This window comes from Brachyspira pilosicoli (assembly GCF_019402445.1).
Taxonomy (GTDB): Bacteria; Spirochaetota; Brachyspiria; order Brachyspirales; family Brachyspiraceae; genus Brachyspira; species Brachyspira pilosicoli_B.
This window is the reverse complement of sequence record NZ_SRZM01000035.1, coordinates 1-24,593: the sequence shown is the minus strand read 5'-3', so window position 1 is coordinate 24,593 and position 24,593 is coordinate 1. Positions and strand designations below refer to the sequence as shown.

The following is a 24,593-nucleotide window of genomic DNA, read 5'->3' as shown; positions in this document are numbered from 1 at the left end:
ATAATATATAGTAATACAAACAATATAGTACCAATAATACCTATTAAATTATGAGTAATACCAAAAGAAATATCTTTCTTAATATAAATATTATATCTAAATGAGAAATATGCTATTATTATAAATAATAGTAAATAATAAATTGGTGATAAAATCTTTTTAAATAAAACATCAAAAATAATATCATTAGAATAACCAAAAGAAGGAAGCTCAGTTTTCAAACTTATAATATCTTTTAATCCTGTATAACCTAATATTCTAAACGTGTAATCTTTAATATTTTTTATAGCACTATCAGATATATTAATAGAAATAACATTTTCATTTATATTACTATTATCATAAGTGTTATTTAAATCATTAAATTTTGCTTTTAAAATAATATTCTTCATATCTGGATTATTGAATGAATCAGTTATTTTACCATATTTATATATTACTTTATTTGTAGCCTTTAATTGATTATCCAAATTAATAATAGACACATCATATAAATATAATGACTCTCCAAAGAAAATACTATAAAGAGCACAAAGCATAGTATTATTATTAAGCATTAAAGTAATACCATTATTTTCTAGCATAGTAGTATTTGTTATAGAATAATAGTCATCAATAAAAAACTTTCTAATCTCATGTGCCCTATCTATAAAAAAATCATATCTATTAATGCTATCAACTATCAAAGAATAATAAGTTTTAATTTCATTTATATTAGGATAATTAACATACAAATTAGATATACTACTATATGCTTTCCAAAAACTTCCAGTTCTATATAATTCTATAGTATCTGCAAGTTTGCCATATGCCAATGATTCATAAAAGTTTTTACCAATATATAGAGGTTTATTATTTTGTATAATGCTAATCTTATTAAGATAATAAATAGCTAAAGGATTATACCTATCAATTTTAAGCACATCAGTATAATATCTATTAGCAAGATTATAATTTGAAAGACTAAATGCTCTAGAACCTTGAGAAAGCAAATTATTTACGTAAGTAGCCCTATCAGTATTTTGAATCTCTTCTAACTCAATTCTTTTATTTTCAATATCTTTTAATAACAATAAAATATTTCCATCATTTCTATCATATATTAAAGCGTTTCTAGCTAGCTTCTCTGCCTCATTCAAATTACCATTATCAAATTCTTGCTGAGCTTTTTGATATTCATATTCTTTAAGAGATAATTTATACTGATTGAAATGCTTATAATCTTTATTTGTATTATATTCTTTTAATGCATATATTAACTTATCAGCTAAGAAATAATCATAAAAAGCAAAAAATGTAGTTAATACAACTATTAAAGCAATAGGTATAGCAATAATTCTAGATATTGGTAATCCTGGTAAATAATAACCTTTAAAAAATGCCGAATATACGCTTAAAGCTATAATAAAAGGGATAAAATTTTTATATATAAGAAGCGAAACAAAAATATATACAGGTAAGTCATATACCTTTCCCTCTCCCCTAGTATATATATTATATAGTAGAAATATAAAAAATATTGAAATAATACTAATAATAGAAAAGCTTAGTATCAATCTTAGAATTATACCAATTTTTTTCATTATTCTTCCACTACTTGCTCAACATCTTCATCAATTATTACTTCTTCTACTGTTTCAATAGGTTTTAATTTAGGTTTTTTTGTATATATATCTTGCATAACTTTTTGAGCTAATACTTTAGGAGGCAAAACAGCAAAATCATTGATAACAATATTAAAATAATCTATAGCCTCTTCATACTTATTCTGATAATAATAACAGAAACCAATCTCATAATATGCCCAAGAAACATCTTTAGCGAAATTATTTCTATCAAAATTGTCTATGATATACTGATAGTATGCTATAGCATTTTTATATCTTTTATTATTAAATTCAGTATAAGCTTTTTCTGCTATAATTTTAGGGTATCTTTCTTCAGCATCCACTTGTACAGTTGTGGCACAAGATATGGAGAATAAAGCAAAAATAAGCAATAAATAATAAGTTTTTTTCACCAACAAAATCCACTATTTTTTTATAGAATAGACTTCATCGCGTACTGGCAAACTTTTGCGTAAGATTTTTAGGAAACTTCTTAAATCGCCCATATCCTTATAATCATCGCATTTTTCTACAGTTCTTCTAGCAACTGTAAAATACTTGTACATTTTTTCTTCACCAAGTTTTTTACGCCATTGTTCCTGAGTACATTTTACTCTTAGCAAATATTGTGAGCCGTCTATTCCGCTAGCCTTTCTAAAAAGTACACAATACCTGCAATTAGCACAATAAATACCTCCACACTCTGGAGATTGTTCATTTTGTTCTTCAGTCATAAATACTTACCATAAATTAATTATATTGTTTTATGAATACAGTATAGCAAATTTACTATTAAAAGTCAAGTTCATAAGCTATACTACATACAAAACTATCATTCTTCTAATATATATAAATACTCTTCGTTTACAAAAGGTCTTATTTCATCAAAAGAGTAAACTATTTCTGTTTCACCTTGAACATATGCCGTAATAGTATAAATAGGCCATACAAAGTGAATACCGTCTTTATATACATAAAAACTAGTATCTTCTAAAGTTATTTCATCTAGAGGAACTAAATAATCTTCTTCTGTTCTATCACTTATAGAAAGAAGTTTAGATTTCATACTTATACGCAATTTTTCATCTTTAAAATCTTTTATTAAATTTGTAATTGAAATTTTCTCTCCGTCTTTAAGAGAATAAACTAAAGATGTATTATTATAAACGCCATGAGCTCCTCCCATATAGATGGAAGAAAAGCTATTTATTGATATTGTTGTATCATTAAAATATAATATATCTTTGCCTCCTATATACTCATAATTAAAATCTGAGTTTGTATACCAGTCATTATAAAAATCACTCATAGCATTTTCAAATAAAGGAAGAGTTTCATTTTTTAACCATAGTGTTTCATCACGTACAATATTATCAATATTATTATTAATATCCAAAGTTATTTTATCATAAACTTCTAAATTATTTGTATCGCTTGGAATAAGCACAAATATAGAATCTTTATAAAAGAAAGTAGAACCATTTCCAAGAGAATCATTTTGAGATGAGTTCGTGTATAAATAATTGTATGATACAGCAGAAATAAAATCTGAAGCACTAAGTTCTACTTCATCTATTTTTGTTGTAATGGTAAAGTTTTTATTATAATAATCGCCTCTTATTGTATCGCCTGTATCAGACTGAGCATACATATCAGCTCCATCATTATCAATAGTGGCATTAGAATAAAAATAAGTCTTTATTAAATTTTCATCTATATAAGTAAATCTAAATTGAGCAATATTATATTCTGGCAACACCATATCATTCAAAGCTAATTGAGCCATGGAGCCATTATCATTTTTCATAAAAGTATAAGGTGAAAACCATTCATTATAATCACCATCACTCTTAACAGTTGTTGTAGTTGTTGTTTCAGATAAAGCGTTTTGATTAGTATCTATATAATTATTTTCTATATTTTCAGTATTTTCTTGATTTTTATCTAAATTATCTTTATTATTGCAAGCAACAAATAAAAATAAAACTAATAATAATACTTTCTTAATCATAAAAACTCCAAACAATTTTTAAAAAAAGAATAATATATTTTCATTTTTTTGCAAGTAAGAGTTTTTATAATTTTTTTTGCAATATAAAGTCTTATAAAAAAATAATTAGTCGCTAAATGATATAACACCTTCAATAATAGCTTCAAATCTTTCAGGCTCTATAATCATCACAGTATCATCAACTTTCAAATTAGGAGCAAAATCACCTATACTAATTAAGAATGAGTGAGCACTCTTATATGCCCTAGCATAATCCATAAACTCATCTACAGTATTTTGTCGCATAGGATATCCAGAAGTATCCAAAGCAAAAGTGCTTTTATATGATTGACCTTCAGAACCAAATTTCTTAATAGTAACAAAGAAAACTAAACTATCAGACTTTTTAGTATGGTCAGTTACAATATATCCATTTAAAGTTAATATTCTATAGAAATGTTTTTCCAAATAATCAATAACATCCATTTCTAATGCCGTTCTAAATGCATTATTAGCTATAATAGAGCTATAAGTTTTTAATTTTTGTTCAACATCCAAATATATATTTCTTACAGATTTTATTATCTCCCACTGTTTAACAGCTTCTTCAAAGTGTTTTTGTTTAACCAAAGTTTCAGCATATCTATATCTTTCATCTACAACTTTTTCATTTGCCACATTATCTTTAGTAAGCACTTCTCTATAATATTTATTAGCCTTATCATAATCTCCAAGTTCATAATAAGAATTAGCTAAATCCAATGATATACTATCTTTATTATCCATAAAACTACTGTCATAAGATATTTCTAGCTCTTTAACTGCATTTTGGAAATCTCTAGAAGCAGATAATATTCTTCCATAAAGTAAATGATAATTATAATTAGAAGAATCTAATGCTATAGCCTTTTCAATATTTTGCTGTGCTGCATGATAGCTACGCATTTTATAATAAGAATAAGCAAGCATATATAATAATTCAGGATTACTATCATTACGAGTAGCTGCCAATGATAAATATTTTTGAGCCAATATCCACTCACCGCTTTGATAGGATATAAGTCCTGCTTTATACAAAGAATCATAATCCTGATTTTTTATTTTTATTATATAATCATATTCATCTAAAGCCTTTTTAGAGTTTCCAGTTTCTTCATAAATATTAGCCAAGAACTCACGTACTTTTAACTCTGTGATATCTTTAGTAAAATAAGCCCCGTCCAACATAGACTGTAATGCTGCCATAGCCAATATATATTGATTTTGCTTATAATATAAATTGGCACTATACCATAATATAATTGGGTCTTTTCTAAATTTTGGGTCAAGTTCATTAATTTCTTTCATTGCAAGTTCAACATTACCATCTTCATAAAATTGAGTAATGCGTTTTAATTTGGCAGGATAAGAACCACTCTTTACAATAAAATTAGTTGCAACTCCCAATACAACTATTAGCATCATTATAAGTATTATTGAAACTTCCACTATTATATTCCTTTTTGATAAACTATAACAGGGCTTTCTGTTTCTTTAGATTCCCTTAAAGCTTCTTTTATTTTATCAGTTAAATTATCTTTAACTGTAAAAATTGATATTTTATTAGCCTTATTATCAGCAAAATCAAATCCGCTAACAGCCATAGACACTTTTACATCTATATTATCACCATTATAGCTAAAATTATAATTTTGAAGCATCTTTAAATATCTTTTCGTAATCTTCAAAGCCTCTTCTTCATTAGCATATACTATTATATATATAATATCATCATCTATTAAACATTGACTCTCACCCGCTCTAGCTTCTCTTTTAATAAAAGCAACCAAATCTTTGCGTATCTTGTAATAACCAAGTCTGTCATAATGCTCTATTATATCATTAGCATTAGAAATATTAAATGCCATTATACCTATAGCATAATTATGTCTTTGTGAAAATGATATTACCGTTTTTAATGTATTATTAAATATTTCATATTCTAAAGTATTAGTTTTTTCTGCTTCACCAGATAAATTATTAGAAGAATTACTAGTTTCATATCCCAAATTAAATAATATTAAATTATACATAAATAATATAATATTTCTTATGTTATAAGATAAAAATATAGCCATAAAAAATAAGCATAGAGATAATATTGTGCTATAGAAAGTATATTCTTGTCTATATAATATTTTTTGTATCTCTGGTATATAGCTTAAAGAAAGAAGCATTACTATAGAAGTAACAACAAAAAACAAAATATTTCCTATACTTTTTCTCAAATTAGCCTCATGCTCTTTGGCAGAAAATATAAACACTACAACAAAAGCATATAATATAGACATAGATATCCATATCCAAACCCAAATATCCAAAGTATAAAGCAAATAAACCAAAAAGTTATTAGGGTTTGAAGAGATAAGTAATATATAAATAGGTATTGCTATAGCACTATATATTAAAGTGCTTATCATAGCAGCAAAAAAACCATAAAGGTATGATTTTGATAAGCTAATTTCTTTTACTTCCATAAATAACTACCTAATTTTTGCACCATACGGTATTATCATATTTTAATTTATTGAATCCGAATATTTTCATCATTCTTTCTAATTCTTCTTTAGTAGAATAAATCATATATTCAAGTCCTTTTCTGCCTTTACTTACGATAGAAATAAAACTCTCTTCTGTAACACAAACAACATTAGCACCTAAAGCATAATACTTAAATAATTCTCCGCCATATTTAGGTGATTCTGCCAAAATATTAATTTGCGTTTTATTCTTATGCAAGTTTAAAGCTACGCTACTAATAGTATCGGAAACTTTTTTCATACCTTTTAATGAATACTTATTATTATTAGAAAAATATACATTATTTAAGTTATTATTAACTATATCTTTTTCATTAGAGATGCCTTTTACTATTAGAGGAATATCCAAATGTTTTTGAATATAATTTATTTCTTTATGAGTTTTTAGATGTATATTATTTTCAGTATTATTATAATAATAAGACAAATCTATTCCAACAGCACAAGCTCCGCTTTTTTGAGCCTCTTTAAGTTTTCTCATTATAACATCTTGAGAATTATTACCGCTAATCATAATAATTCCTCTTTTATGCTCTTTGATAGATTGGGTAGCTAAATTAAATATTTCATCATTATTAAAATCATTAAGTATAGCAAGTATTTCAGAGTTTGAAGCTATATCCATAGTGATGTTATAATATTCTTTTATATCCATTATACCATCTAAAGCTTCTGGAAGGTTATGAATGGTATCTATTATAATAGGCTGAGATAAATGCATATTAAATATACTAGTTTGCAAACTAACATCTTTATCATCATTATGTATTATGCTTGGAGAAAAAGAATAATTTTCCAAGCCTGTATCTTTATTTTCATTAAACAAATAATCAACATTATGTTTTGAAGATAATTTCTCTTTTGATACTTTTTTAATTTCTTCTATTGTGAGAGATTTTTCATCTGTTAGCTTAAAATGAACAGCATTTATAGCCTTATTAGCAATTTCAATAGCTTTATCTCTAGTATCTGCAACAGCTATAACATTTCCAGCCTTATCGAGGTTGCTTGTAGGAGAAACTAATATATCACCAACCTTTGTTTTAATAAATATCTCTCTTACGCCGTCTATATTTTTTGCATTCTCTAAACCTTCTATAGATTCAATAATTCCTGTACCAGGTAAAAAAGCTTTCTCAACAGAAACTCTATCCCATTTAGGCTTTAAATCACTAGGAGGATTACCTAATGCTATCTCTATTGCATTTTTAATTAAGTTTACACCAGTGGCAAAAGGATAAGTATAAGCACTCATAAACCCACCAGAAAGTCTTGCCGCAATCTCCCCTACCATAGCACCGTTTTTGGTTACTTTTATATCTCCCTTAGCAGCACCAATTTTTAAATTCAAAGCTTTTATACCAGCTTTCATTACATTGATTGCATCATCTATTTTTTCTTGTTCTAAAGCAGAAGGAAGTATATGCCCAGTTTCTATAAAAAATGGAGGATATTCTATAATTCTATCAGCAACACCTGTAACATATATCTCGTCATTATAAATAAGCATGTCTATAGAAAGCTCAGGTCCTTCCATAAACTCTTCTATTATAACCTCACCCGAAGGAGAAGCACTCTTAGCCCTATTAAAAGCATTAAGTACATCTTTTTCATCAGACACCTTCATTACACCGCGAGCCCCCATATTGTCAGCAGGCTTTATTACAACAGGCTTAGTCAAATTTCTATAAGCCTCAACCGCCTCATCATAATTCCATACAGGGAAAAAATTAGGCTGAGGTACATTATTTTTCTTAAATCTCTCACGCATTCTTATTTTGTTTGAAGCAGCATAAGCATCTTCAAATCTATTTCCCGGAAGCCCTAAAGCATTAGCAACAGCAGCAACAGTACTAGAAGCATCAGTTCCTACTGTAATAACTCCATGTATCTCCATCTCTTTACTTAAAGCCCTAGCAACCCTCACACTTCCATCAACATCTCTTGTAGATGCTATTATAGGATAATCTGCTATCTTCATTCCCGGAGCATCTTTATTATAATCTAATACTATTGTATATAATCCCATATCTTTGGCTATTTGTATTGCCGGAACTTGTAATAGTCCAGCTCCTATTATGATAATTCTTTTACCTTTCATAATTAAAAATTGCCTTTATTTATCTAATTTAAAATAATCCATTAACTGTATCGAAATATATTAAACTTACTAAAGAAAATTATTAATTATATATCTATAAAATTGACACTAATATTTTTTGTGTTATTATTACATAAATAAAAAAGGACTATACTATGAAAAAATTTGCTTTATTATTATGCTCTACCGAAAATCAAATGTTTGCTGTAGGAAATGTTTTGATAGGATTTAAAAAATACTTTTCTTTAGATGAAAAAGATTATGATATTATACTGTTAGTTGATACTATTAATGATAAAAATAAAACAATATTAGAAAAAATACATAAAAATATTATTATAAAAAAATTTAAAAATCCTTTCTCAAAATCTTTTTTAAACTCTGTTCCGGGTTCTAATTGGAGTTTTATGACATTCGCTAGATTTGAAGCTTTTGATTTAATTAAAGATTATGAAAAATTATTATATATAGATACCGATACACTTATAAAAAAAGATTTAGCACCTATGCTTTCTTTTAATGAAAAAAGTATTTATATGGTTAATGAATAAAATAGATTAGAAGAAATGCTTAAATTAAAAAAATTTGTGCATAATTATACTGATAATAAATATGATTTAAATAAAAAAATTTTTAATGCTGGAGTAATATTAATCACTAATAAACTTAAAAATGCTGATGAAATAAAAAAATGGTGTTATGAATACTGTGAAAAAATTATAGCATGCGATCAATTTGTTATTAATTGTGCTATTCAGGAGTTCGATTTAGATATTGGTGTTTTAGATAATGTTTATAATTATACAGGAAACTATAATAATTTAGATAATGTATATATAATACATGCTATTGGTAAATTTTGGGAAATGAGCCCGTATTATGAATGGGATGAAAACAATAAAAAATGGATTGAGCTTGGCGGTGTAGAATATAACTCTCTATATATAGAAAGTAAAAAAGAAAAATGGAATAAAATATTGTGGTGGGTACCATCAAGAAGATTAAGAGAAAAACTTAGAATAAAAATAGGTAAAAAATATGGTTTTATGTGGCGTATATAAAAAGTTATTAATAATGTCTTTTAAAAATCAATCATAGAATTTACTTTATTAATCATTTTTTCTCTTGTCCTATATCTTAATTTTCTTATAGGAATATACCAAACAATTTTATCTATTAATTTGTATAATATGCCTTTATATTTATTCATAGCAAATATATTCATATATTCAAATATATTATCTTTAAAAAATGGAGTGAAAGTAAAATATTCCCAAAATTTATTATAATATAAATTTATTCTACCCATATAATTTTTAGTCAAAGGTTTATTATTAGCCCCAGCAAAATAAAATGTAACTATCTTAACTTTTCTATTTTTATCTCCACTTTTCACATAAGTATCAACACCAAAATCAATAAATTTTATCTTATCTTTAAATAAAAAATATAGTATATGTTCTTCTGTATATATAATATCTGAATATTTATAAACACATTCATCAATTAATTTATCTATATTTTCTAGCCCTATTTCCTCTCTTATTTTTTTTAAATTAAATAATAAAACTCCACTAGTTAAATACTCTTTATCAGGATTTTTTATACCAATACTTCTCAACCAGTTCTTTAATTCTTCTGGAAGTTGAGCAACAAATATTTGTGGAGCACAATATAAATTTGATATATCTGAATTGTATATATCATATATGTTGTCTAATATTATAGAATCAGCATCGAGCAATAAAATTTTATCTAATTTTTGAAACAAAAAAGGTATATCCAATTTTAAAAATACACTATAATGCCAGCTATGCCATGTATGTTTAGATTTTATTATATTACTTATATTTTTATATTTTTCTATATTAGTTGATTTATAAAAACTTATTTCACATTCTTTTATTTCTTTTAATTGTTTTATCTTTGATTTATTTTCTTCTGTAATATCTACTTCTATTATATAAAAATGAAACTTTTCTTCATCATTTGAATTTTTTAATATTGAAACTATTAAAGTAGATAAATAGTTTACAAAATTATTATCTGAAATTAAGCATATATTCATTATTTCATTCATATATGTCACCTTATAAAATGTTTTATAATATTAAAAAATTATATATTATTTAATACATAAACACAAATATATATTGACATAATATAAATATACAGTATTATAATAAACACAATATTTTTATACAGAGATTATAATAAATGATTAAATATAGAGAAATTAACTGTAAATCAGCATTAAATAAAATAAATAATAAATACGGTTTCTGTTATGATTTAAACATATACAGAGGCTGCATTCATAAATGCTACTACTGCTTTGCTGTCTATTCTCATAAATATATTAACTCAAGAGATTTTTTTGGCGAGATATTTGTAAAAAAGAATATTGCTGAAGTATTAGAAAAAGAGTTATCATCAAGAAATTGGAAAAGAGATATTATTAATTTGGGAAGCGTTACTGATAATTATCAAGATGCAGAAAAAGATTATAAAATCATGAGGGACATATTAAAGCTTCTTATAAGATATAAAACTCCAATGTGCATATCTACAAAAAGTGATTTAATATTAAGAGATTTTGATTTGATAGATGAGCTTTCAAATATAGTGCCAGTTAGAATAGCTGTTACTATAACAACATTAAATGAAAAACTATCATCACTTATAGAGCCTAATGTAATAAGCCCATTAAAGAGATTAGGAATATTAAAAGAATTCAAAAAAACAAAAGCAACAGTTGCAATTCATACAATGCCTGTAATGCCTTTCATAACAGAAGATGAATTAGAAAATATTTTTAAAACGGCAAAAGAATGCGATATAGATTGCTGTGCTGCTGATGCATTAAAACTTTGCGGAGAATGCAGAAAAATATTTTTAAACTTCGTTAGAGAGAACTTTCCAAATTATTACAAAAAATATTTATATATTTATGGAAGCAACGGCATTCTTAAAGATGAATACAAAGAGAAAATGTATAAAAAAATAAAAGCATTAGAAGAGAAATATAATATATCATACAAATCAAGAGAAGAACTCCATAAAGAGAAAATTAATATACAAGAAGAAGAAATGCTTTTATTTTAAAAAATTAATCCCCTCTCAAAGCACTAACTTCAAAAGGGGACTAACAATAACTTTTAGGATATCTTTAAAATATTAACTTACTTTCTTATCGGAATAAATATAACTATCTTTATAAACAGGATTCTTTTTAATCTCAGCTAAAACCTTCTGAGCATCTTCTCTAGTTTCATATCTTCCTATTTTAATTTTATACATAGTTTTTCCGTCAGAGCCTACTTCTTCTTTTATGAAAGTTTTTGGATATTTTGCTTTTAATGTATCTCTTACAGAATATGTATTATCTTTATCAAAACCAACTGCTACTTGTATAAAATAAATAGAATCTTGAGAAGAGCTTCTAGTATATGGTACAGTTGTAGTTACTTCTTTTTTCTCTATAGGTTTTACACTAGCTATCATTTGCTCGGGAGGTGTATATGTTGAATTTGGAGTTTCTTCTCCTTTAATGTTTGCATTAATAGCATCAAGTTCTGAAGCTAGATTTTTAGTATATTCATTATATCTGTCTTCTGAAGATACACCCTCTCTAATAATACTGCTTACGCTTGAAGCATTATTATTTAAAGGCTCAATATTTTCTGAATTAACAACATTTGAATCAACAATACTAGATTCTTGCATAATGTTTTCTTGAGTATTTAAACCATTAGCCATAGCCAAAGTATCAGTAGTATCTAAATCACCGCTATTTTCTCTCATAAGTATATCGCTTGAAACTTCTGCACTATTATTAGAAGCATAGCTAACCTTAGAAGACCCCAAATGAAAACCTATAACAAATATAAACAATACTAAACTAGCGGCACTTACAGAAAATACCAATAGTCTTATAGGTGTAAAATTAACTATATATAATGTTCTTTTGTTTTTGTGATGATTATTAGTAGAATAATCTCTTTCTTCCATGTTTTCTTTTTGATTCATTTCCATAATGCCATCCTAATTTTCGAGATATAATTACTAAATGATTATAATCTCTCATATTGTTAACAATAATATCGGCATCGAGTTTCTTATTTTTTACATCTCTTTGCATTTTTAATATCTTTCTTGCATGATGCTCTGATATGTTTCTAGTTTTTTGCATTCTTTTTAAGATACTAGAAGTTTTGGCATTAACAAAAACTAAACTATTACAAAGTTTATAAATATTGCTTCTCATAATTAAAGCAGCTTCTATAACAACATCTTTATCAGTGGAATTTACTAAATATTCTATCTTTTTTTCTATATAAGAATAAGTAATATCCTGAAGTTTTTTTAATTTTTTTTTATTAGAAAATACAATGCTTCCAAGCTTTTTTCTGTCTATATTATTATTGGAATCTAATATAATTTCAGAAAACTCTTTTACAATAATATCTTTTTTATTTTCTAAAGCCTCATGACCAAGCTTATCAGCATCTATATAAAAAGCATCAAGCTCTTTTGCAAGCATTTTAGAAAAAGAACTCTTACCAGAACAGATAAGACCATATACACCTATAATGTTTCTCATAAATAATTATTAATTAACAGCAGCAATATTTGTATTTATTGTATTAGTAACATAAGGAACTGTTATTTGATTTATATTAATTTTGCTTAAAGCTCTATTATCTATGAGTTTAATTAAAGATACATTCTCATCAACTGTTATTACTTTGGCCATAGCAATAGTTTCGGCATTAGTCATATTTAATTCTGCTTTAGTTGTATTATATATCATCATATTCATATTATTGCTTAAGCCTTGAAGTTTACCTGCATTAATATATATATTGTCATTATGTATTTTAATTATTTTAGAATAGAAAGGCACTGTATTATTAATAACATTTCCAGCCATAACAGCAGCAGTCATCATTTTATCTCTGCCTCTGGTAGTAATAGTAAAATTAGTAACAACTCTCTCTGTATTAACATCTACCAAATCAAGCATTAAAGTAATATTATCATATCCGCTAAATGTAGAGCCTCTTAAATAATAATCAGCATTTCTTCTTTTTAATTCTTGATATAAATCTCTCTCAGAATAATAAGTATTATAAATATCTACAACATTAAATCTGCCGTATTGAGGAAGTACATAAGATAATGTTTGATATAATGCAGTATTTAAAAACATTGGGCTGTCTTTTTGTATATTGATAGTATCAGCTATAGCAACTGTAAAACCAGGCTTTTCTAGACTATACTGATTATCTATTCCCCAAGTTCTAGATATTATATTTTTATCTAATTTCCTTTTATAACTATCATATTTATAAACAATAGATTTATTAGTAGGATTAACATTTTTAGCAATCTCTAATTCTTCTAAAGCCTTTTCCTCTAACCCCATTCTTTTATAAACATCAGAAAGCATAAGTCTTGCATAAGTATTAGCAGGATTTAATTTTAACATATGCTTTAAATATGCTTGAGAGCGAACTTTATCAGCAAGTCTTGTATAGTAAGAAGCCTTATTAGCATAATATAAAGCAGCTCTATCTCTCTCATAATCAGCTTGAGGATTAGTATTAAATAAAACCCTCTCATAAGCTAGTCTTCCAAGCTCATCTTCAGGTTTTACTCTTAAATAATTTATATAAGCATTTTTAGCACTAGAGAAATTATTAGCCCTCTCATAAACATTGCCTATATAATAATTTTTAGTATCATCTTTAAAACTTGATTCTGGTAAATATTCCAATATAGCTATAGCATCATTATATCTATCTAAAGCCATATAAACATTTGCCTGTAATATTTTAGCATCATTATAATTTGTATAATAATACAAAGCATTTTTTATTTCATTTAAAGATGCATTATAATTTCCTGTTATATAATAATAATTAGCTAAGTTATAATAAGACTCAGCCATTCTAGGGTTGTTTTTTATATTAAGGTTAAATAAATCTAAAGCAGTATTTTTATCACCATTAGCAAGCTTTAAATATGCAAGTGCTATAGGAGCTTCACTTCTAGTTCTGTTTATTATCATAGCCCTTTCATATAAGCTCATAGCAGTTTTATAATAGCCTACTCTTTCGCTCAATACACCTTCAGCATAATTAGCAAGATAATTTTTACTGTCTAATGCTTTAATTTGATTGATTGTAGCTCTTGCTTCATTGTTTTTATTGTTTAAAAGTTCTATAGTTAATTTTCTTTCCAAAACTCTATAATCTTTAGAATGATATCTATAAGCATCATCTATAAGAGTTTGAGCCATAGTGTAATTTTGAAGTTTTATATAATTATCTATAAGCAAAAGATATTCATTGATATTACTAGGTTTAATATTTAGAGAATTTAGCACAGAGATGGATGCTTCATAATTTCTATTATTATAGAGATTTAAAGCATCATCATAACTCTGTGCCAAAGCACTGCATACTGTTAAAACAAATAAACAAAAAATTTTATATATATTCAATGCTGCAACCCTTTTATCTATTAATATTTCTCACCTGCAATTGTCTTCTAAGAAATGCTGGTTTTTCATAATCAGTATCCACACTCTCATCAGCAAACGGCAATTTAGCTCCCAAATTATTATGTTTTTGCATCTCCTCTTCAGGCATAATCTCAAAAGGAGATATAGCTTTTCTCTCTGTATTAACTTCATCTTCTAATACACTATTAAGCTCTACTGCTGCCATAGGTCTATAATCTTTATTTTCCACTTTTTCTATGCTGCTAATTTTACTATGTTCCAACTCTTCTTCATATTCCTCTGCAACATTATCATCATTCAATATATTATCGCTAGATAAATTAATATCTAAATTATTTGATTTTAATTCGTTTTCAAGATTTAATCTGCTAAAGCCGCTTTTAGCTATTACAGGTTTTTTCATCTCTTGTATTTTATTTTTAAAATTGATAACATATTTATTATTTGAAATATCATCATTATTCTCTGTTTCTATATTATTTTCTACATTTTTTACGTTTTTTATATAATTTCCTATAATAGCGTCCATTTTGCTACTTTTTATCTCGTCTAGATTTTCTGTATTTGCTTCTATATTAGCATCATCTAAATTAACTTTTTCTTCTATATCAACAACAAAATCGCTTTTTTGAGTTTCTTGAACATTATTAGAATTATTTTCTATATTATTATTTTTTACTTCATTAGAAACATCATTTACTTTATCATCTTTTATAGTGTTAGATTCTTTATCTTCTACTTTTTTATCATCGTTATTATTAGAGTTATTATCAAAACCAGTAGCAACTATTGTAACAATAATTTCATCTTTAATTTCTTCTTTAGTACAAACACCAATTTTTATATTAGCATTTTCATTAGCATAGTTATTGATAATTTTGCTTGCCTCTCTATATTCTTTCATACCAAAATCTTTAGGACAAACAATATTAGCAAGTATTCCTCTAGCATTTTTAATACTAGCAACATCCAAAAGCGGATTTTCAAATGCATTAGTGATAGCCTTGTGAAGTCTGTCATCACCTTTACCAATACCAATACCCAAATGAGCCCTTCCATTAGAAAGAGAAATCATAGTTTTTACATCGGCAAAGTCCACATTTATGAATCCAACCTGTGTAATTATATCAGAAATACCCTGAACACCCTGACGTAGTATATCATCAACAACAGCCAAAGCCTCTTCATATTTATAATTATCCATATCAACCATATCATAAAGGTTTTCATTAGGTATAATGATAAGCGAATCTACTACTGTAAGCATTTTTTCTATGCCAGCCTCGGCACGCTCCATTTTAAGTCTTCCTTCATACTCAAAAGGCTTAGTTACAACACCAATAGTTAAAGCACCAGCCTTTTTAGCAGCCTCTGCCACAACAGGACTAGCACCTGTACCAGTACCGCCTCCAAAACTGCTTGCAATAAATACTAAATTAGCACCGCTTACAATCTCTTCTATTTTAGCAACATCTTCTCTAGCAGCTTCAGCACCCTTCTCTGGGTCTGTACCTGCACCTAAACCTTGTGTAACTCTGTCGCCTAAAACTATTCTAGTAGGAGCATTAGAACGAGATAGTGCCTGAGCATCGGTATTCATAGCTATAAAATCTACATTTTCTAATCCTTCAGCTATCATTCTGTTTATGGCGTTACATCCGCCGTTACCGACACCTATAACTTTTATTACTGTGTCTAATGATGAGAGATTATTATAAGAATTCATTGCCATGCTCCCTTTGGAATTTTCATCTAATTCTATACGATACTTACTATCCATATATACTCCACTGAATATAATTTAATATAAAGATATTATCGGCATTTTACTAAACATAATTATATTAACATAATTAAAATTTTCTGCAAGTAGTAAAAATAAAAAAATATGTTATTATATAATTTGTTATTATTTATAAACAAAAAATAAATAGAGTTTTTTTATTAATAAAGAGAGAAATAGATGAATATACATATACACACATTCGGATGCAGACTAAATCAATACGAAAGCGAAAAGATAGCCTACGAATTAAAAAATATGGGAGCAAATATCACAACACTAAAAGAAGCAGATGCTATAGCAATTAATACATGCACTGTAACAAATGACAGCGATAAAAAATTAGTGTCCTACTTAGAAAAATTGGAAGATATAGAACAAAAAAAAATATTTTTAATAGGCTGTTATGTTTCAAAAAAAGGCTTTACTACAGAAAATAAAAATATTATCACAATTAATAATGACCATAAAGAAGAAGCAGCACAAATTATATTTAATACTATACAAAAAGATACAAACAAAGAAATAAAATCTCCAATATTTTTCCCACAGGAACAAAGCAGAGCATATTTAAAAATACAAGATGGATGCGAAGTGTTTTGTAGTTATTGTATAGTTTCGAGAGTACGCGGCAAACATAAAAGCCTTGAGCCAAATAAAATATATGAGGCTATAAAAATTGCTAATGATTACAATTATAAAGAAATAGTATTAACAGGTCTTAATTTAGGTTCTTACAACTATAACAACGAAATAAAATTTGCTGATATACTAAAAAATATATTAGAGCATTCTTCTAAATACGGCATTAGAATAAGACTTTCATCTGTTGAACCGATTTATTTTGATGATGAGCTTATAAACCTTTTTAAAAATAAAGATGTATTATGTCCTCATGCTCATATACCTCTGCAATCTGGAAGCAACAAAATATTAAAATTAATGAACAGAAGATATACAAGGGAAGAATATTTAACTTCTATAGAAAAACTATATAAAGTTAATCCCAATATGGCAATAAGCACAGATGTAATGGTTGGCTTTCCAGAAGAAGAAAATGATGATTTTAATGATACATACAATTTATGCGAAGAGTCAAAGTTTATAAAAATGCATGTGTTTAGATATTCAGACAGAGAAAATACACCATCATCAAAAATGCCAAATAAAATAGGATATAGAAGAAAATTAAAAAGAGCAAAACTTTTAAATGAATTAAACAACAAAATGAAAGATAATTATTATAATAATGCTTTAGGTAGAAAATTAGACGTTATTGTTGAAGAGGTTTTGGAGAATAATTATTATATAGGCACAAGCGGCGAATATTTAAAAGTAAAGTTCAAAAGTAATAAAGCCTTAAATAAAAAAGAGCTTATAACTGTAAAATCTTTACAATATGAAGATGATATTATAATAGCAGAGTGAAATAATATATAAAAACCTATCAAGACATTTTTTTGATGTCGTCGTCCATTTTCTTTTTCCAAAGGTCATAAATCTTTTTCTGTGATTCTGCCTCTTCTGTTTCATTGAGATATACATTTATTCTTCTTAAAGCAGCTATTAAATTGAGAGCTATTTTCATATCATCTAATCTTCTTTCTTTTAATTCATATTTTGTTCTATGCTGTTCTGCTGCTGTTGATAATAAAGATTTTGATAATCTCATAAGTTTCACCCTATAAATATATCCTTCTACATCTGGGCTTAACTCTTTTATATAATTTTTGAAATCTATTATATTTTTTGATATTAAAGCAAAACGCCATTCTATCTCATAAAAATTTTGAAGCCATTTTGAGTTTTCACCATAACAATACTTAAAAAAGTCTATAACATAACCAAATGAACATATAAACTTATATCTCCATTCATCATTAAGCTTGTCTTTTAAGTATTCATGTATATTTTCATTTAATGAAAGCGAATCATCAGAATGATTTCCCAAAGCCTCTTCAAGTAAAATAATAGCCTTGTTAATATATCTTCTTCCATCGTTAAGCTGATTTTCTGACCTCACATCTATAGAATCTATTGCCACATAACATGAAGTTGCTATTAATGAAGAAGCATTAATATATAAAACTGCTAAATCTATCTTTTTATATGCTGCCAATAATTCATCATCTATAGTAGATATTTCTTTTTCTAACTTATTTAATTTAGATTCTACAACAGAAAGTAAATCTTTATATTTGTTTTGTCTTCTAACACATTCAGCCTTAGCTACTTCACTTATTTTTGCCATAAACTTACTCCAATACTATTATCGGAATATATTTATTAATTATTTAAAACCTCAGGAACTGTAATAGTAAAACTAGTAGCTTCAAATGGAGTATTAATACTTTTTACATTCATACTGCCACCATGTGCTTCTACTATTCTTTTTGATATAGCTAAACCAATACCAACACCATGACTTTTTGTAGTAAAAAACGGCTTAAAAATATTTTCCATAGTTTCATCTGAAATATAAGAATTGGTATTTTCTACTATTATATCTATCATTGAATCATTATATAAATTATTACTAAACAATACACTTATAATAGCATATTTTTCATCTGATATAGCATCTATTGCATTAACAACCAAGTTAAATATAACTTCATTCATTCTATCATAATCCCAATACACAATATCTTTTTTACAGAAATTATGAGCATAGAATTTTATATCTTTATTGCTCTTTTTTATGTATTCATTAGATATAATAGTAATATATTTAATGATATCTTCTATTTTAATTTTTTCTGTTTCTAGATTAATACTTTTAGCAAATGATAAATTTTTTCTAATATAATTTTCTAAATTTTCAACTTCATCGGCTATAATCTGAGCATATTTCTTGATATTTTCATCAGTACTTACTCTCACAAGTCTATTAGCAAACCCTGCAATAGGTACAATAAAATTCCTCAAATTATGTGCCATAGAAGAACTCATCTCCCCTATAATAGCCAAACTCTTCATATCAAACAAAGTCTTCTCGGCAGTCTTTAAAGCATTATTATTCTTTTCAAGTTCATTATAAAGATATGAATACCCTAAAGCAACAGCAGCCTGCCTGCCAAACATCTTTAAATAATCTAAGTCATCATTAGGTATAGCTTTATTATTAAAAGGATTATCAACTAATATCATACCTATACATTTACTAGCGTTCATTATTGGTATAATAGCAAAAGGATAATTACCAAATAAATCTGTATACTGCCTTAATTGTTCAACTCTATTATCTTCATTTATATTAGTAATATTAATAGTATCATGCGTCTTAAAAACCTCAAAAAATAACTCGCAATTTTCATTATTAGGTATAACAGTATTAATAAACTGCTGATTCAAATCCCAAGAAGCTTTAATACTATTCATATTAAAAGAAAGCATTATCTTCTCTCTTAAAGCATACTTATCAATATTTTTCATATCATTCCATATATAAGCAGCCTCTTCTCCGTCTTTAGGAGCTATACACATACGACCCCTAAATACATTAAACCCCTCATCATAAAGAAAAGCAAATGCCCTATTAAAAGCAAAAACATCTCCTATTGTTGTAATAGTCAATAGTAAAAATAATATATCTTCTGTCTTTGAACGCTCTACTAAAATATTACTCATATCATATAATGTGTTTAAACGAGACATATGACGCATATTTTTTTCATTAGCTTTGCTCAATTCTACTATATTATAATATTCTGATACCCTACTTGAAATGTTTAATAAAAGAGGTTTTAATAATCCAGCATCTTCATTATCAAAATCACCTAATGGATTAACAGCATCTGGAATTCTATCTATTACTACAATATAAACATCAACACCCTCTCTAATCATAACTCTATTAAATAACACAGACCTATTAATAATACCTATAAACCTTTCTGCACATTCTGTCTTTGCTATATTATTAATAAAACATTTACCGTCTTTTATACAATTAGATATATGATTTTCTTTCTCAAAAATAGTACAATCAAAATTATCATCAAAACCATATTTAGATATAGTTTCAAATCTACTACTATTATCATAGCTAAACATCATAAATGCTTTGCTCGAACTAAATATATTTGCTATATCTTCTGAAATGCCTTTTAGATTAGAATCAAATTGGTCTATATCGCTTAATTTTATATAAAGCTCTCTAAGTAATTTTAATTGTTTATCTTTCTCTTTATATGTAACATTCTGTAAAACATTATTGGCATATACTGCAAAATGACCTATTATATTAAGTAAATCTTCTAATATAGTTTTATAATACTCTCTTTTATCCTCTCTATTTCTAAAAGCAATTAAACCTAAAGGATTATTATGCAAATAAATAGGCAAAACCATTAGTGAAGAATAATCATTAAAAACTTCAAACTCACTAATATTCATATTATTGCCGACATATCTCTTTTGCTTATATAAAACCTCTTCTATTCTGTTTTTTGCTATAGGGAAATCAACTTTACAAACATAATACCTGTCAATGCCATATACTCCCCTAAGTATTAAATAATCCCCTTTAGAAAAATAAACCTCTCCGCAATCAAATCCATAAAAAGTACAAACCTGTTCCAAAAAAAAATCCACAACCCTATCTATCTCATAGGTGTTTTCCATATAAAGAAGACCCATAGATAAGTCTCTAAAAAAAGTTTCTATAGATTTATGTTCTGACATAACAAATTAACCTTCTAAATTATAACTAATAGTTTTTACCACTTTAAATATCTTTAATTGATAAGGCAAAAACTCTACTACGCCGCTTTCAAAATTATTTACTCTATTATTAAATGATATATCTTCTATTATATTGTATTTATCTATTTCTAAAGTTTCTTTATCTGCACTTGTGTTAATTACTATTAAAACAACATCTTTTTCATCTAGGCTATATTTATAAAAACGCTTTAGAGGATTTTTTTTCTCTTCTTCTTCATTATCATTATTTATATTATTTTCTTCTTGTGAGTTTTCTAGTTTCTTTTTAAGTTCCTCTATTAGCTTCTTCTCCTGCAAATCAATAGACACTATTTTACCGCAATTAGCAAGTATATCATTATTTTTTATATAATTACCAATATCTTTTATAAACTCGCTTAAATCATAGCTAATATTCTCAAACTCATTACCTTTTACAACATCGCATCTATTATAAAAGCCGTATTCATCGCCCAAAGTTATCATCCACATATCGCAAACTATAGCAGTAAACAAAAATCTCTGCATAACTTGCCATATATTACCGTTATATTCATTAATAAGCCTCAAAGTATCATGATTACTAGGGAAAGCTATTTGTTTAGACTTTTCTCTAGCCAAATCATACTGCTCTATAAACCATTCAGACTCATAATCCCACCACTTTGCACTGCTTGCCACATAATCAAATCCAGCCTCAATCAAAGACAATGTATCTTCCATAGAACAGCCTAAACTCTCAGCAAAAAACACAGTATCTTTTTTCTTAGTTTTAGCAATGTCAATAAGATATATCCACAAATCTTTATTAACCTTGTAAGCGGCATCACATCTAAACCCGTCAAAACCTAAACTCAAATTATGAAGTATTAACTCTTTCCAATAGCTCCAAATAGGATTATCACCATCTTCAGGCTTTTCATTGTTGAAGCTAGCCAAATCGCCCCATTCAATCCACACTCCATTGTCCCAAGCACCAGGGGATTTTAATTTACCTTCATCATCTAACAAATACCATTCAAAATGCTCATCAACTAATACACTATCCTTCGAAGAATGATTGATAACTAAATCTATCATAACCTTAATATTATTTTTTTTACAATATTTCAAAAAATCTTTTAATTCTTTTTCAGCAATATTAGCCTCAGCACTTGAAAAGAAGTTTTCATTATATTTGTAATAATCTTTCGCAGCGTACAAACTACCGCTAAAGCCAGGATATGTAATAGGGTTTATATAAATCCATTCAAAGCCCATGTATTTAATTCTATCAATATGCTTATACCAGTTGGAGATGTGCCCCAAAAGAGGAGGAAATAGATTGTAAATAGAAGTATTCATGTATATATTATATAAAATTAATACAAAAATACAACTAATAATTATTATTATTAAAGAAAAAAGGAGGCTTTTTGCTTATATCGAAGTATTTCAGAATAATAAAAACATCTATTACCCTTACTATATTAAAAAACAATAAACCATTTGTAAAAACACAATCTATATGTTAAAATTAATAAAAAAATAAGGACTTAAAAATGCCTGTTATATCAAGATTTTATGGTATCATTATTAAAATGTATTTTCAGCAGAAAGAACATAATCCTCCGCATTTTCACGCTATATATGGTGAATATGTGGGAGTTATTGATATAAATGAATTAAAAATGATAGAAGGTGATTTACCTAATAAAGCATATTCTCTTGTATTAGAATGGGCTAAAGATAATAAAGACGAACTTTTAAATATGTGGGAGACTCAAAACTTTAAACAATTAGAGCCTTTGGAGTAATTATGACTTTCCATAAAATAAAAAATGTTAAAGCTTTGGATAATCTTATTTTAGAGATAATATTTGAAAATGAAGAAATTAAATATTATGATATAAAAAAACTAATCTCTGAACATAAAGAGTTTGAAATTTTGAAGAATAGAAATTTATTTAATCTTGTAAAAGTAGATGTTGGCGGATATGGTATATCTTGGAATGATGATTTAGATATATCATGCAACACTTTGTATTACGGCTACTCGCCTAGCTAACTACTCGCCTATCTAACGCCCTACTAGCTGTAGCAGTATTCGCCATACGGGCTTTCCGCACGGCATAGTTTAATATTGTAGAATATGTACCAGTGTGCGGTTCATTATCGCATATTAGATTAGCATAAGTTTTCGGCAAGCGACTATCTAACATTAAACAATCAAAAAGGACATTCTTCATCTTCAATATTATCTATCTTTTCACCTTTTAACTTTCTTTCTAAAATAGATAATTCTTCACTTTCTTCTGATGTAGTTCTAATGTGTTCTAATACTCTATTAATAAATTCTAAAATCGTAATACAATCATCAACCATTGGCTCATTTTCTGTATCTATAATATTAAAATTATGAGTTGATTTATTTCCTATAATTCTAACACTAGATAATAATTCTTTAATCTTTGAAGTAATTATATCTAACTCAAATAATTTATCTATATTTTTATTAAAATCTTTATTAGGCTTTTCATTATGTTTTTCTAAAATATCATTAACTAAAGCCTCTAAACACATTCTTGATAAAGTTAAACCAGCTCTTGGAGATATTGGGGAAACTTCTACAGCTTCTATAAATAATTTTTTTGATTTAGGATAATCATTAAAAATTGAATTAGGATTTATTAGTAAAATATTTTTAGGATATAACATTCTTCCTTTATAGTAAATAACATATTCATAACAGTCATTACATCTTGCAATATATCCATAATAATGAGCATACATATCTATACCGTTACTATATTCAGCAAATGCTTCCCAATTCCATTGTATATAAATACCACAATGAGGACATATTCCAGAAATAGAATTTGGATTGGCAATTGGTTTTTCTTGCATATAGTTTCCTTTAATTATTATTTTTTATAGCATCAAAAAATTTCTTTGCTGTTTTAGCACCTTTAATTATGGCAGGTGGTATTGGTAAAACATTCCCTAATAATTCTAACAATTCTAAAAACTTATCAATATAATCTTCTTTATTTTCATCATCTTTTGCTTCTTCAAGTTCTCTAATAAGATTTAATATTTCAGTTTTATTTTCTATATTAGTACTATTTTTTATATAAGAACTTAATTTACTATAAGTTTCAATATTACTAAAATTATTATTTTCATTTGAAATATCATTATTAAAAGTTGGAGAAACATTAATACTTGGATTATTATAAAAAGTAGGATTATTTTCTATTATCACTTTTTTATATAAAAAATCATCACTTATTATTTTTAAATCATTAATATTCGTTA

23 protein-coding genes and 1 pseudogene are annotated in these 24,593 nt (G+C 26.5%); 7 read left to right on the top strand and 17 right to left on the bottom strand.

Going from position 1 to position 24,593, the window contains the following annotated elements; all coding sequences use genetic code 11:
- The 7 genes from E6A48_RS01535 to E6A48_RS01505 form a co-directional block, all read right to left on the bottom strand.
- Positions 1-1,583 (bottom strand): tetratricopeptide repeat protein (locus tag E6A48_RS01535; protein WP_219708239.1); only part of this gene is annotated, 1,583 nt, incomplete at its 3' end.
- Complete coding sequence (locus E6A48_RS01530; protein ID WP_219708238.1) at positions 1,583-2,020, bottom strand: tetratricopeptide repeat protein; 438 nt, start codon at positions 2,018-2,020, stop codon at positions 1,583-1,585. The genes E6A48_RS01530 and E6A48_RS01535, both read right to left, overlap by 1 nt.
- Before the next feature lie 12 nt (positions 2,021-2,032).
- Positions 2,033-2,341, bottom strand: coding sequence for a hypothetical protein (locus E6A48_RS01525; protein ID WP_013243495.1), 309 nt, complete (start codon positions 2,339-2,341; stop codon positions 2,033-2,035).
- A 98-nt stretch (positions 2,342-2,439) separates the two neighbouring features.
- Entirely contained in the window at positions 2,440-3,618 is a 1,179-nt protein-coding gene (locus E6A48_RS01520; RefSeq protein WP_219708237.1) for a DUF3298 domain-containing protein, read from the bottom strand.
- 105 nt (positions 3,619-3,723) lie between these two features.
- A complete protein-coding gene (locus tag E6A48_RS01515) occupies positions 3,724-5,085 on the bottom strand; it encodes a tetratricopeptide repeat protein (RefSeq protein ID WP_219708236.1) in 1,362 nt (453 codons plus the stop codon).
- A 2-nt stretch (positions 5,086-5,087) separates the two neighbouring features.
- The gene (locus E6A48_RS01510) at positions 5,088-6,113 is read right to left on the bottom strand and encodes a hypothetical protein (protein ID WP_219708235.1); all 1,026 of its coding nucleotides are present in this window, start codon (positions 6,111-6,113) and stop codon (positions 5,088-5,090) included.
- Between the two features lie 10 nt (positions 6,114-6,123).
- Positions 6,124-8,277, bottom strand: a complete 2,154-nt coding sequence (locus E6A48_RS01505; RefSeq protein ID WP_219708234.1) for an ATP-grasp domain-containing protein — start codon at positions 8,275-8,277, stop codon at positions 6,124-6,126.
- Between the two features lie 155 nt (positions 8,278-8,432).
- On the opposite strand from E6A48_RS01505, the gene E6A48_RS01500 reads away from it, so the two are divergent.
- Both E6A48_RS01500 and E6A48_RS01495 read left to right on the top strand, forming a co-directional pair.
- A complete protein-coding gene (locus tag E6A48_RS01500; RefSeq protein ID WP_219708233.1) occupies positions 8,433-8,828 on the top strand; it encodes a glycosyltransferase in 396 nt (131 codons plus the stop codon).
- 15 nt (positions 8,829-8,843) lie between these two features.
- Positions 8,844-9,338: a glycosyltransferase family protein gene (locus tag E6A48_RS01495; protein ID WP_219708232.1), complete on the top strand. Its 495-nt coding sequence runs from the start codon at positions 8,844-8,846 to the stop codon at positions 9,336-9,338.
- A gap of 20 nt (positions 9,339-9,358) precedes the next feature.
- Here E6A48_RS01495 and E6A48_RS01490 read toward each other — a convergent pair whose 3' ends face one another.
- Positions 9,359-10,357, bottom strand: a complete 999-nt coding sequence (locus E6A48_RS01490; protein WP_219708231.1) for a glycosyltransferase family 8 protein — start codon at positions 10,355-10,357, stop codon at positions 9,359-9,361.
- Positions 10,358-10,494: 137 nt separating this feature from the next.
- On the opposite strand from E6A48_RS01490, the gene E6A48_RS01485 reads away from it, so the two are divergent.
- On the top strand, positions 10,495-11,382 hold the full coding sequence (locus tag E6A48_RS01485) for an SPL family radical SAM protein (RefSeq protein WP_219708230.1): 888 nt from the start codon (positions 10,495-10,497) through the stop codon (positions 11,380-11,382).
- Positions 11,383-11,454: 72 nt separating this feature from the next.
- Here E6A48_RS01485 and E6A48_RS01480 read toward each other — a convergent pair whose 3' ends face one another.
- From E6A48_RS01480 to ftsZ, 4 genes are read right to left on the bottom strand one after another with little or no spacing between them, the layout of a single operon-like run.
- Positions 11,455-12,312: an SPOR domain-containing protein gene (locus E6A48_RS01480; RefSeq protein ID WP_219708229.1), complete on the bottom strand. Its 858-nt coding sequence runs from the start codon at positions 12,310-12,312 to the stop codon at positions 11,455-11,457.
- Positions 12,263-12,880, bottom strand: coding sequence for a dephospho-CoA kinase (coaE, locus tag E6A48_RS01475; RefSeq protein ID WP_219708228.1), 618 nt, complete (start codon positions 12,878-12,880; stop codon positions 12,263-12,265). The genes E6A48_RS01480 and coaE overlap by 50 nt, the downstream gene beginning before the upstream one ends.
- Before the next feature lie 9 nt (positions 12,881-12,889).
- Positions 12,890-14,785, bottom strand: a complete 1,896-nt coding sequence (locus E6A48_RS01470) for a tetratricopeptide repeat protein (protein ID WP_219708227.1) — start codon at positions 14,783-14,785, stop codon at positions 12,890-12,892.
- 13 nt (positions 14,786-14,798) lie between these two features.
- Positions 14,799-16,586: a cell division protein FtsZ gene (ftsZ, locus tag E6A48_RS01465; RefSeq protein WP_219708226.1), complete on the bottom strand. Its 1,788-nt coding sequence runs from the start codon at positions 16,584-16,586 to the stop codon at positions 14,799-14,801.
- A gap of 128 nt (positions 16,587-16,714) precedes the next feature.
- On the opposite strand from ftsZ, the pseudogene E6A48_RS12070 reads away from it, so the two are divergent.
- Both E6A48_RS12070 and mtaB read left to right on the top strand, forming a co-directional pair.
- Positions 16,715-16,783: pseudogene (locus E6A48_RS12070) on the top strand (hypothetical protein); the annotation flags it as partial.
- Positions 16,770-18,017, top strand: a complete 1,248-nt coding sequence (mtaB, locus tag E6A48_RS01460) for a tRNA (N(6)-L-threonylcarbamoyladenosine(37)-C(2))-methylthiotransferase MtaB (protein ID WP_219708225.1) — start codon at positions 16,770-16,772, stop codon at positions 18,015-18,017. The pseudogene E6A48_RS12070 and the gene mtaB, both read left to right, overlap by 14 nt.
- 19 nt (positions 18,018-18,036) lie before the next feature.
- Here mtaB and E6A48_RS01455 read toward each other — a convergent pair whose 3' ends face one another.
- From E6A48_RS01455 to E6A48_RS01445, 3 genes are read right to left on the bottom strand one after another with little or no spacing between them, the layout of a single operon-like run.
- Complete coding sequence (locus E6A48_RS01455) at positions 18,037-18,840, bottom strand: hypothetical protein (RefSeq protein WP_219708224.1); 804 nt, start codon at positions 18,838-18,840, stop codon at positions 18,037-18,039.
- 35 nt (positions 18,841-18,875) lie between these two features.
- Positions 18,876-21,275, bottom strand: a complete 2,400-nt coding sequence (locus tag E6A48_RS01450; protein ID WP_219708223.1) for a GAF domain-containing sensor histidine kinase — start codon at positions 21,273-21,275, stop codon at positions 18,876-18,878.
- A 6-nt stretch (positions 21,276-21,281) separates the two neighbouring features.
- Positions 21,282-22,640: an alpha-amylase family glycosyl hydrolase gene (locus E6A48_RS01445; RefSeq protein ID WP_219708222.1), complete on the bottom strand. Its 1,359-nt coding sequence runs from the start codon at positions 22,638-22,640 to the stop codon at positions 21,282-21,284.
- Positions 22,641-22,837: 197 nt separating this feature from the next.
- Here E6A48_RS01445 and E6A48_RS01440 point away from each other — a divergent pair, with 197 nt between their 5' ends.
- Positions 22,838-23,092, top strand: a complete 255-nt coding sequence (locus tag E6A48_RS01440; RefSeq protein ID WP_219708221.1) for a DUF4160 domain-containing protein — start codon at positions 22,838-22,840, stop codon at positions 23,090-23,092.
- A 2-nt stretch (positions 23,093-23,094) separates the two neighbouring features.
- Complete coding sequence (locus tag E6A48_RS01435; RefSeq protein WP_219708220.1) at positions 23,095-23,343, top strand: DUF2442 domain-containing protein; 249 nt, start codon at positions 23,095-23,097, stop codon at positions 23,341-23,343.
- A 161-nt stretch (positions 23,344-23,504) separates the two neighbouring features.
- Here the strand turns inward: E6A48_RS01435 and E6A48_RS01430 are convergent, their stop codons facing one another.
- Positions 23,505-24,182, bottom strand: a complete 678-nt coding sequence (locus E6A48_RS01430; RefSeq protein ID WP_219708219.1) for a DUF4145 domain-containing protein — start codon at positions 24,180-24,182, stop codon at positions 23,505-23,507.
- A 10-nt stretch (positions 24,183-24,192) separates the two neighbouring features.
- On the bottom strand, positions 24,193-24,593 hold a 401-nt coding region (locus E6A48_RS01425; RefSeq protein ID WP_219708218.1), incomplete at its 5' end, for a hypothetical protein.

Excerpts from the sequence above, each read along its gene's own strand:
- E6A48_RS01525 (WP_013243495.1), bottom strand. The coding sequence starts at position 2,341 with ATGACTGAAGAACAAAATGAACAATCTCCAGAGTGTGGAGGTATTTAT.
- E6A48_RS01520 (WP_219708237.1), bottom strand. The coding sequence starts at position 3,618 with ATGATTAAGAAAGTATTATTATTAGTTTTATTTTTATTTGTTGCTTGC.
- E6A48_RS01510 (WP_219708235.1), bottom strand. The coding sequence starts at position 6,113 with ATGGAAGTAAAAGAAATTAGCTTATCAAAATCATACCTTTATGGTTTT.
- E6A48_RS01505 (WP_219708234.1), bottom strand. The coding sequence starts at position 8,277 with ATGAAAGGTAAAAGAATTATCATAATAGGAGCTGGACTATTACAAGTT.
- E6A48_RS01500 (WP_219708233.1), top strand. The coding sequence starts at position 8,433 with ATGAAAAAATTTGCTTTATTATTATGCTCTACCGAAAATCAAATGTTT.
- E6A48_RS01495 (WP_219708232.1), top strand. The coding sequence starts at position 8,844 with ATGCTTAAATTAAAAAAATTTGTGCATAATTATACTGATAATAAATAT.
- E6A48_RS01490 (WP_219708231.1), bottom strand. The coding sequence starts at position 10,357 with ATGAATGAAATAATGAATATATGCTTAATTTCAGATAATAATTTTGTA.
- E6A48_RS01485 (WP_219708230.1), top strand. The coding sequence starts at position 10,495 with ATGATTAAATATAGAGAAATTAACTGTAAATCAGCATTAAATAAAATA.
- E6A48_RS01480 (WP_219708229.1), bottom strand. The coding sequence starts at position 12,312 with ATGGAAATGAATCAAAAAGAAAACATGGAAGAAAGAGATTATTCTACT.
- coaE (WP_219708228.1), bottom strand. The coding sequence starts at position 12,880 with ATGAGAAACATTATAGGTGTATATGGTCTTATCTGTTCTGGTAAGAGT.
- ftsZ (WP_219708226.1), bottom strand. The coding sequence starts at position 16,586 with ATGGATAGTAAGTATCGTATAGAATTAGATGAAAATTCCAAAGGGAGC.
- mtaB (WP_219708225.1), top strand. The coding sequence starts at position 16,770 with ATGAATATACATATACACACATTCGGATGCAGACTAAATCAATACGAA.
- E6A48_RS01455 (WP_219708224.1), bottom strand. The coding sequence starts at position 18,840 with ATGGCAAAAATAAGTGAAGTAGCTAAGGCTGAATGTGTTAGAAGACAA.
- E6A48_RS01450 (WP_219708223.1), bottom strand. The coding sequence starts at position 21,275 with ATGTCAGAACATAAATCTATAGAAACTTTTTTTAGAGACTTATCTATG.
- E6A48_RS01445 (WP_219708222.1), bottom strand. The coding sequence starts at position 22,640 with ATGAATACTTCTATTTACAATCTATTTCCTCCTCTTTTGGGGCACATC.
- E6A48_RS01440 (WP_219708221.1), top strand. The coding sequence starts at position 22,838 with ATGCCTGTTATATCAAGATTTTATGGTATCATTATTAAAATGTATTTT.
- E6A48_RS01435 (WP_219708220.1), top strand. The coding sequence starts at position 23,095 with ATGACTTTCCATAAAATAAAAAATGTTAAAGCTTTGGATAATCTTATT.
- E6A48_RS01430 (WP_219708219.1), bottom strand. The coding sequence starts at position 24,182 with ATGCAAGAAAAACCAATTGCCAATCCAAATTCTATTTCTGGAATATGT.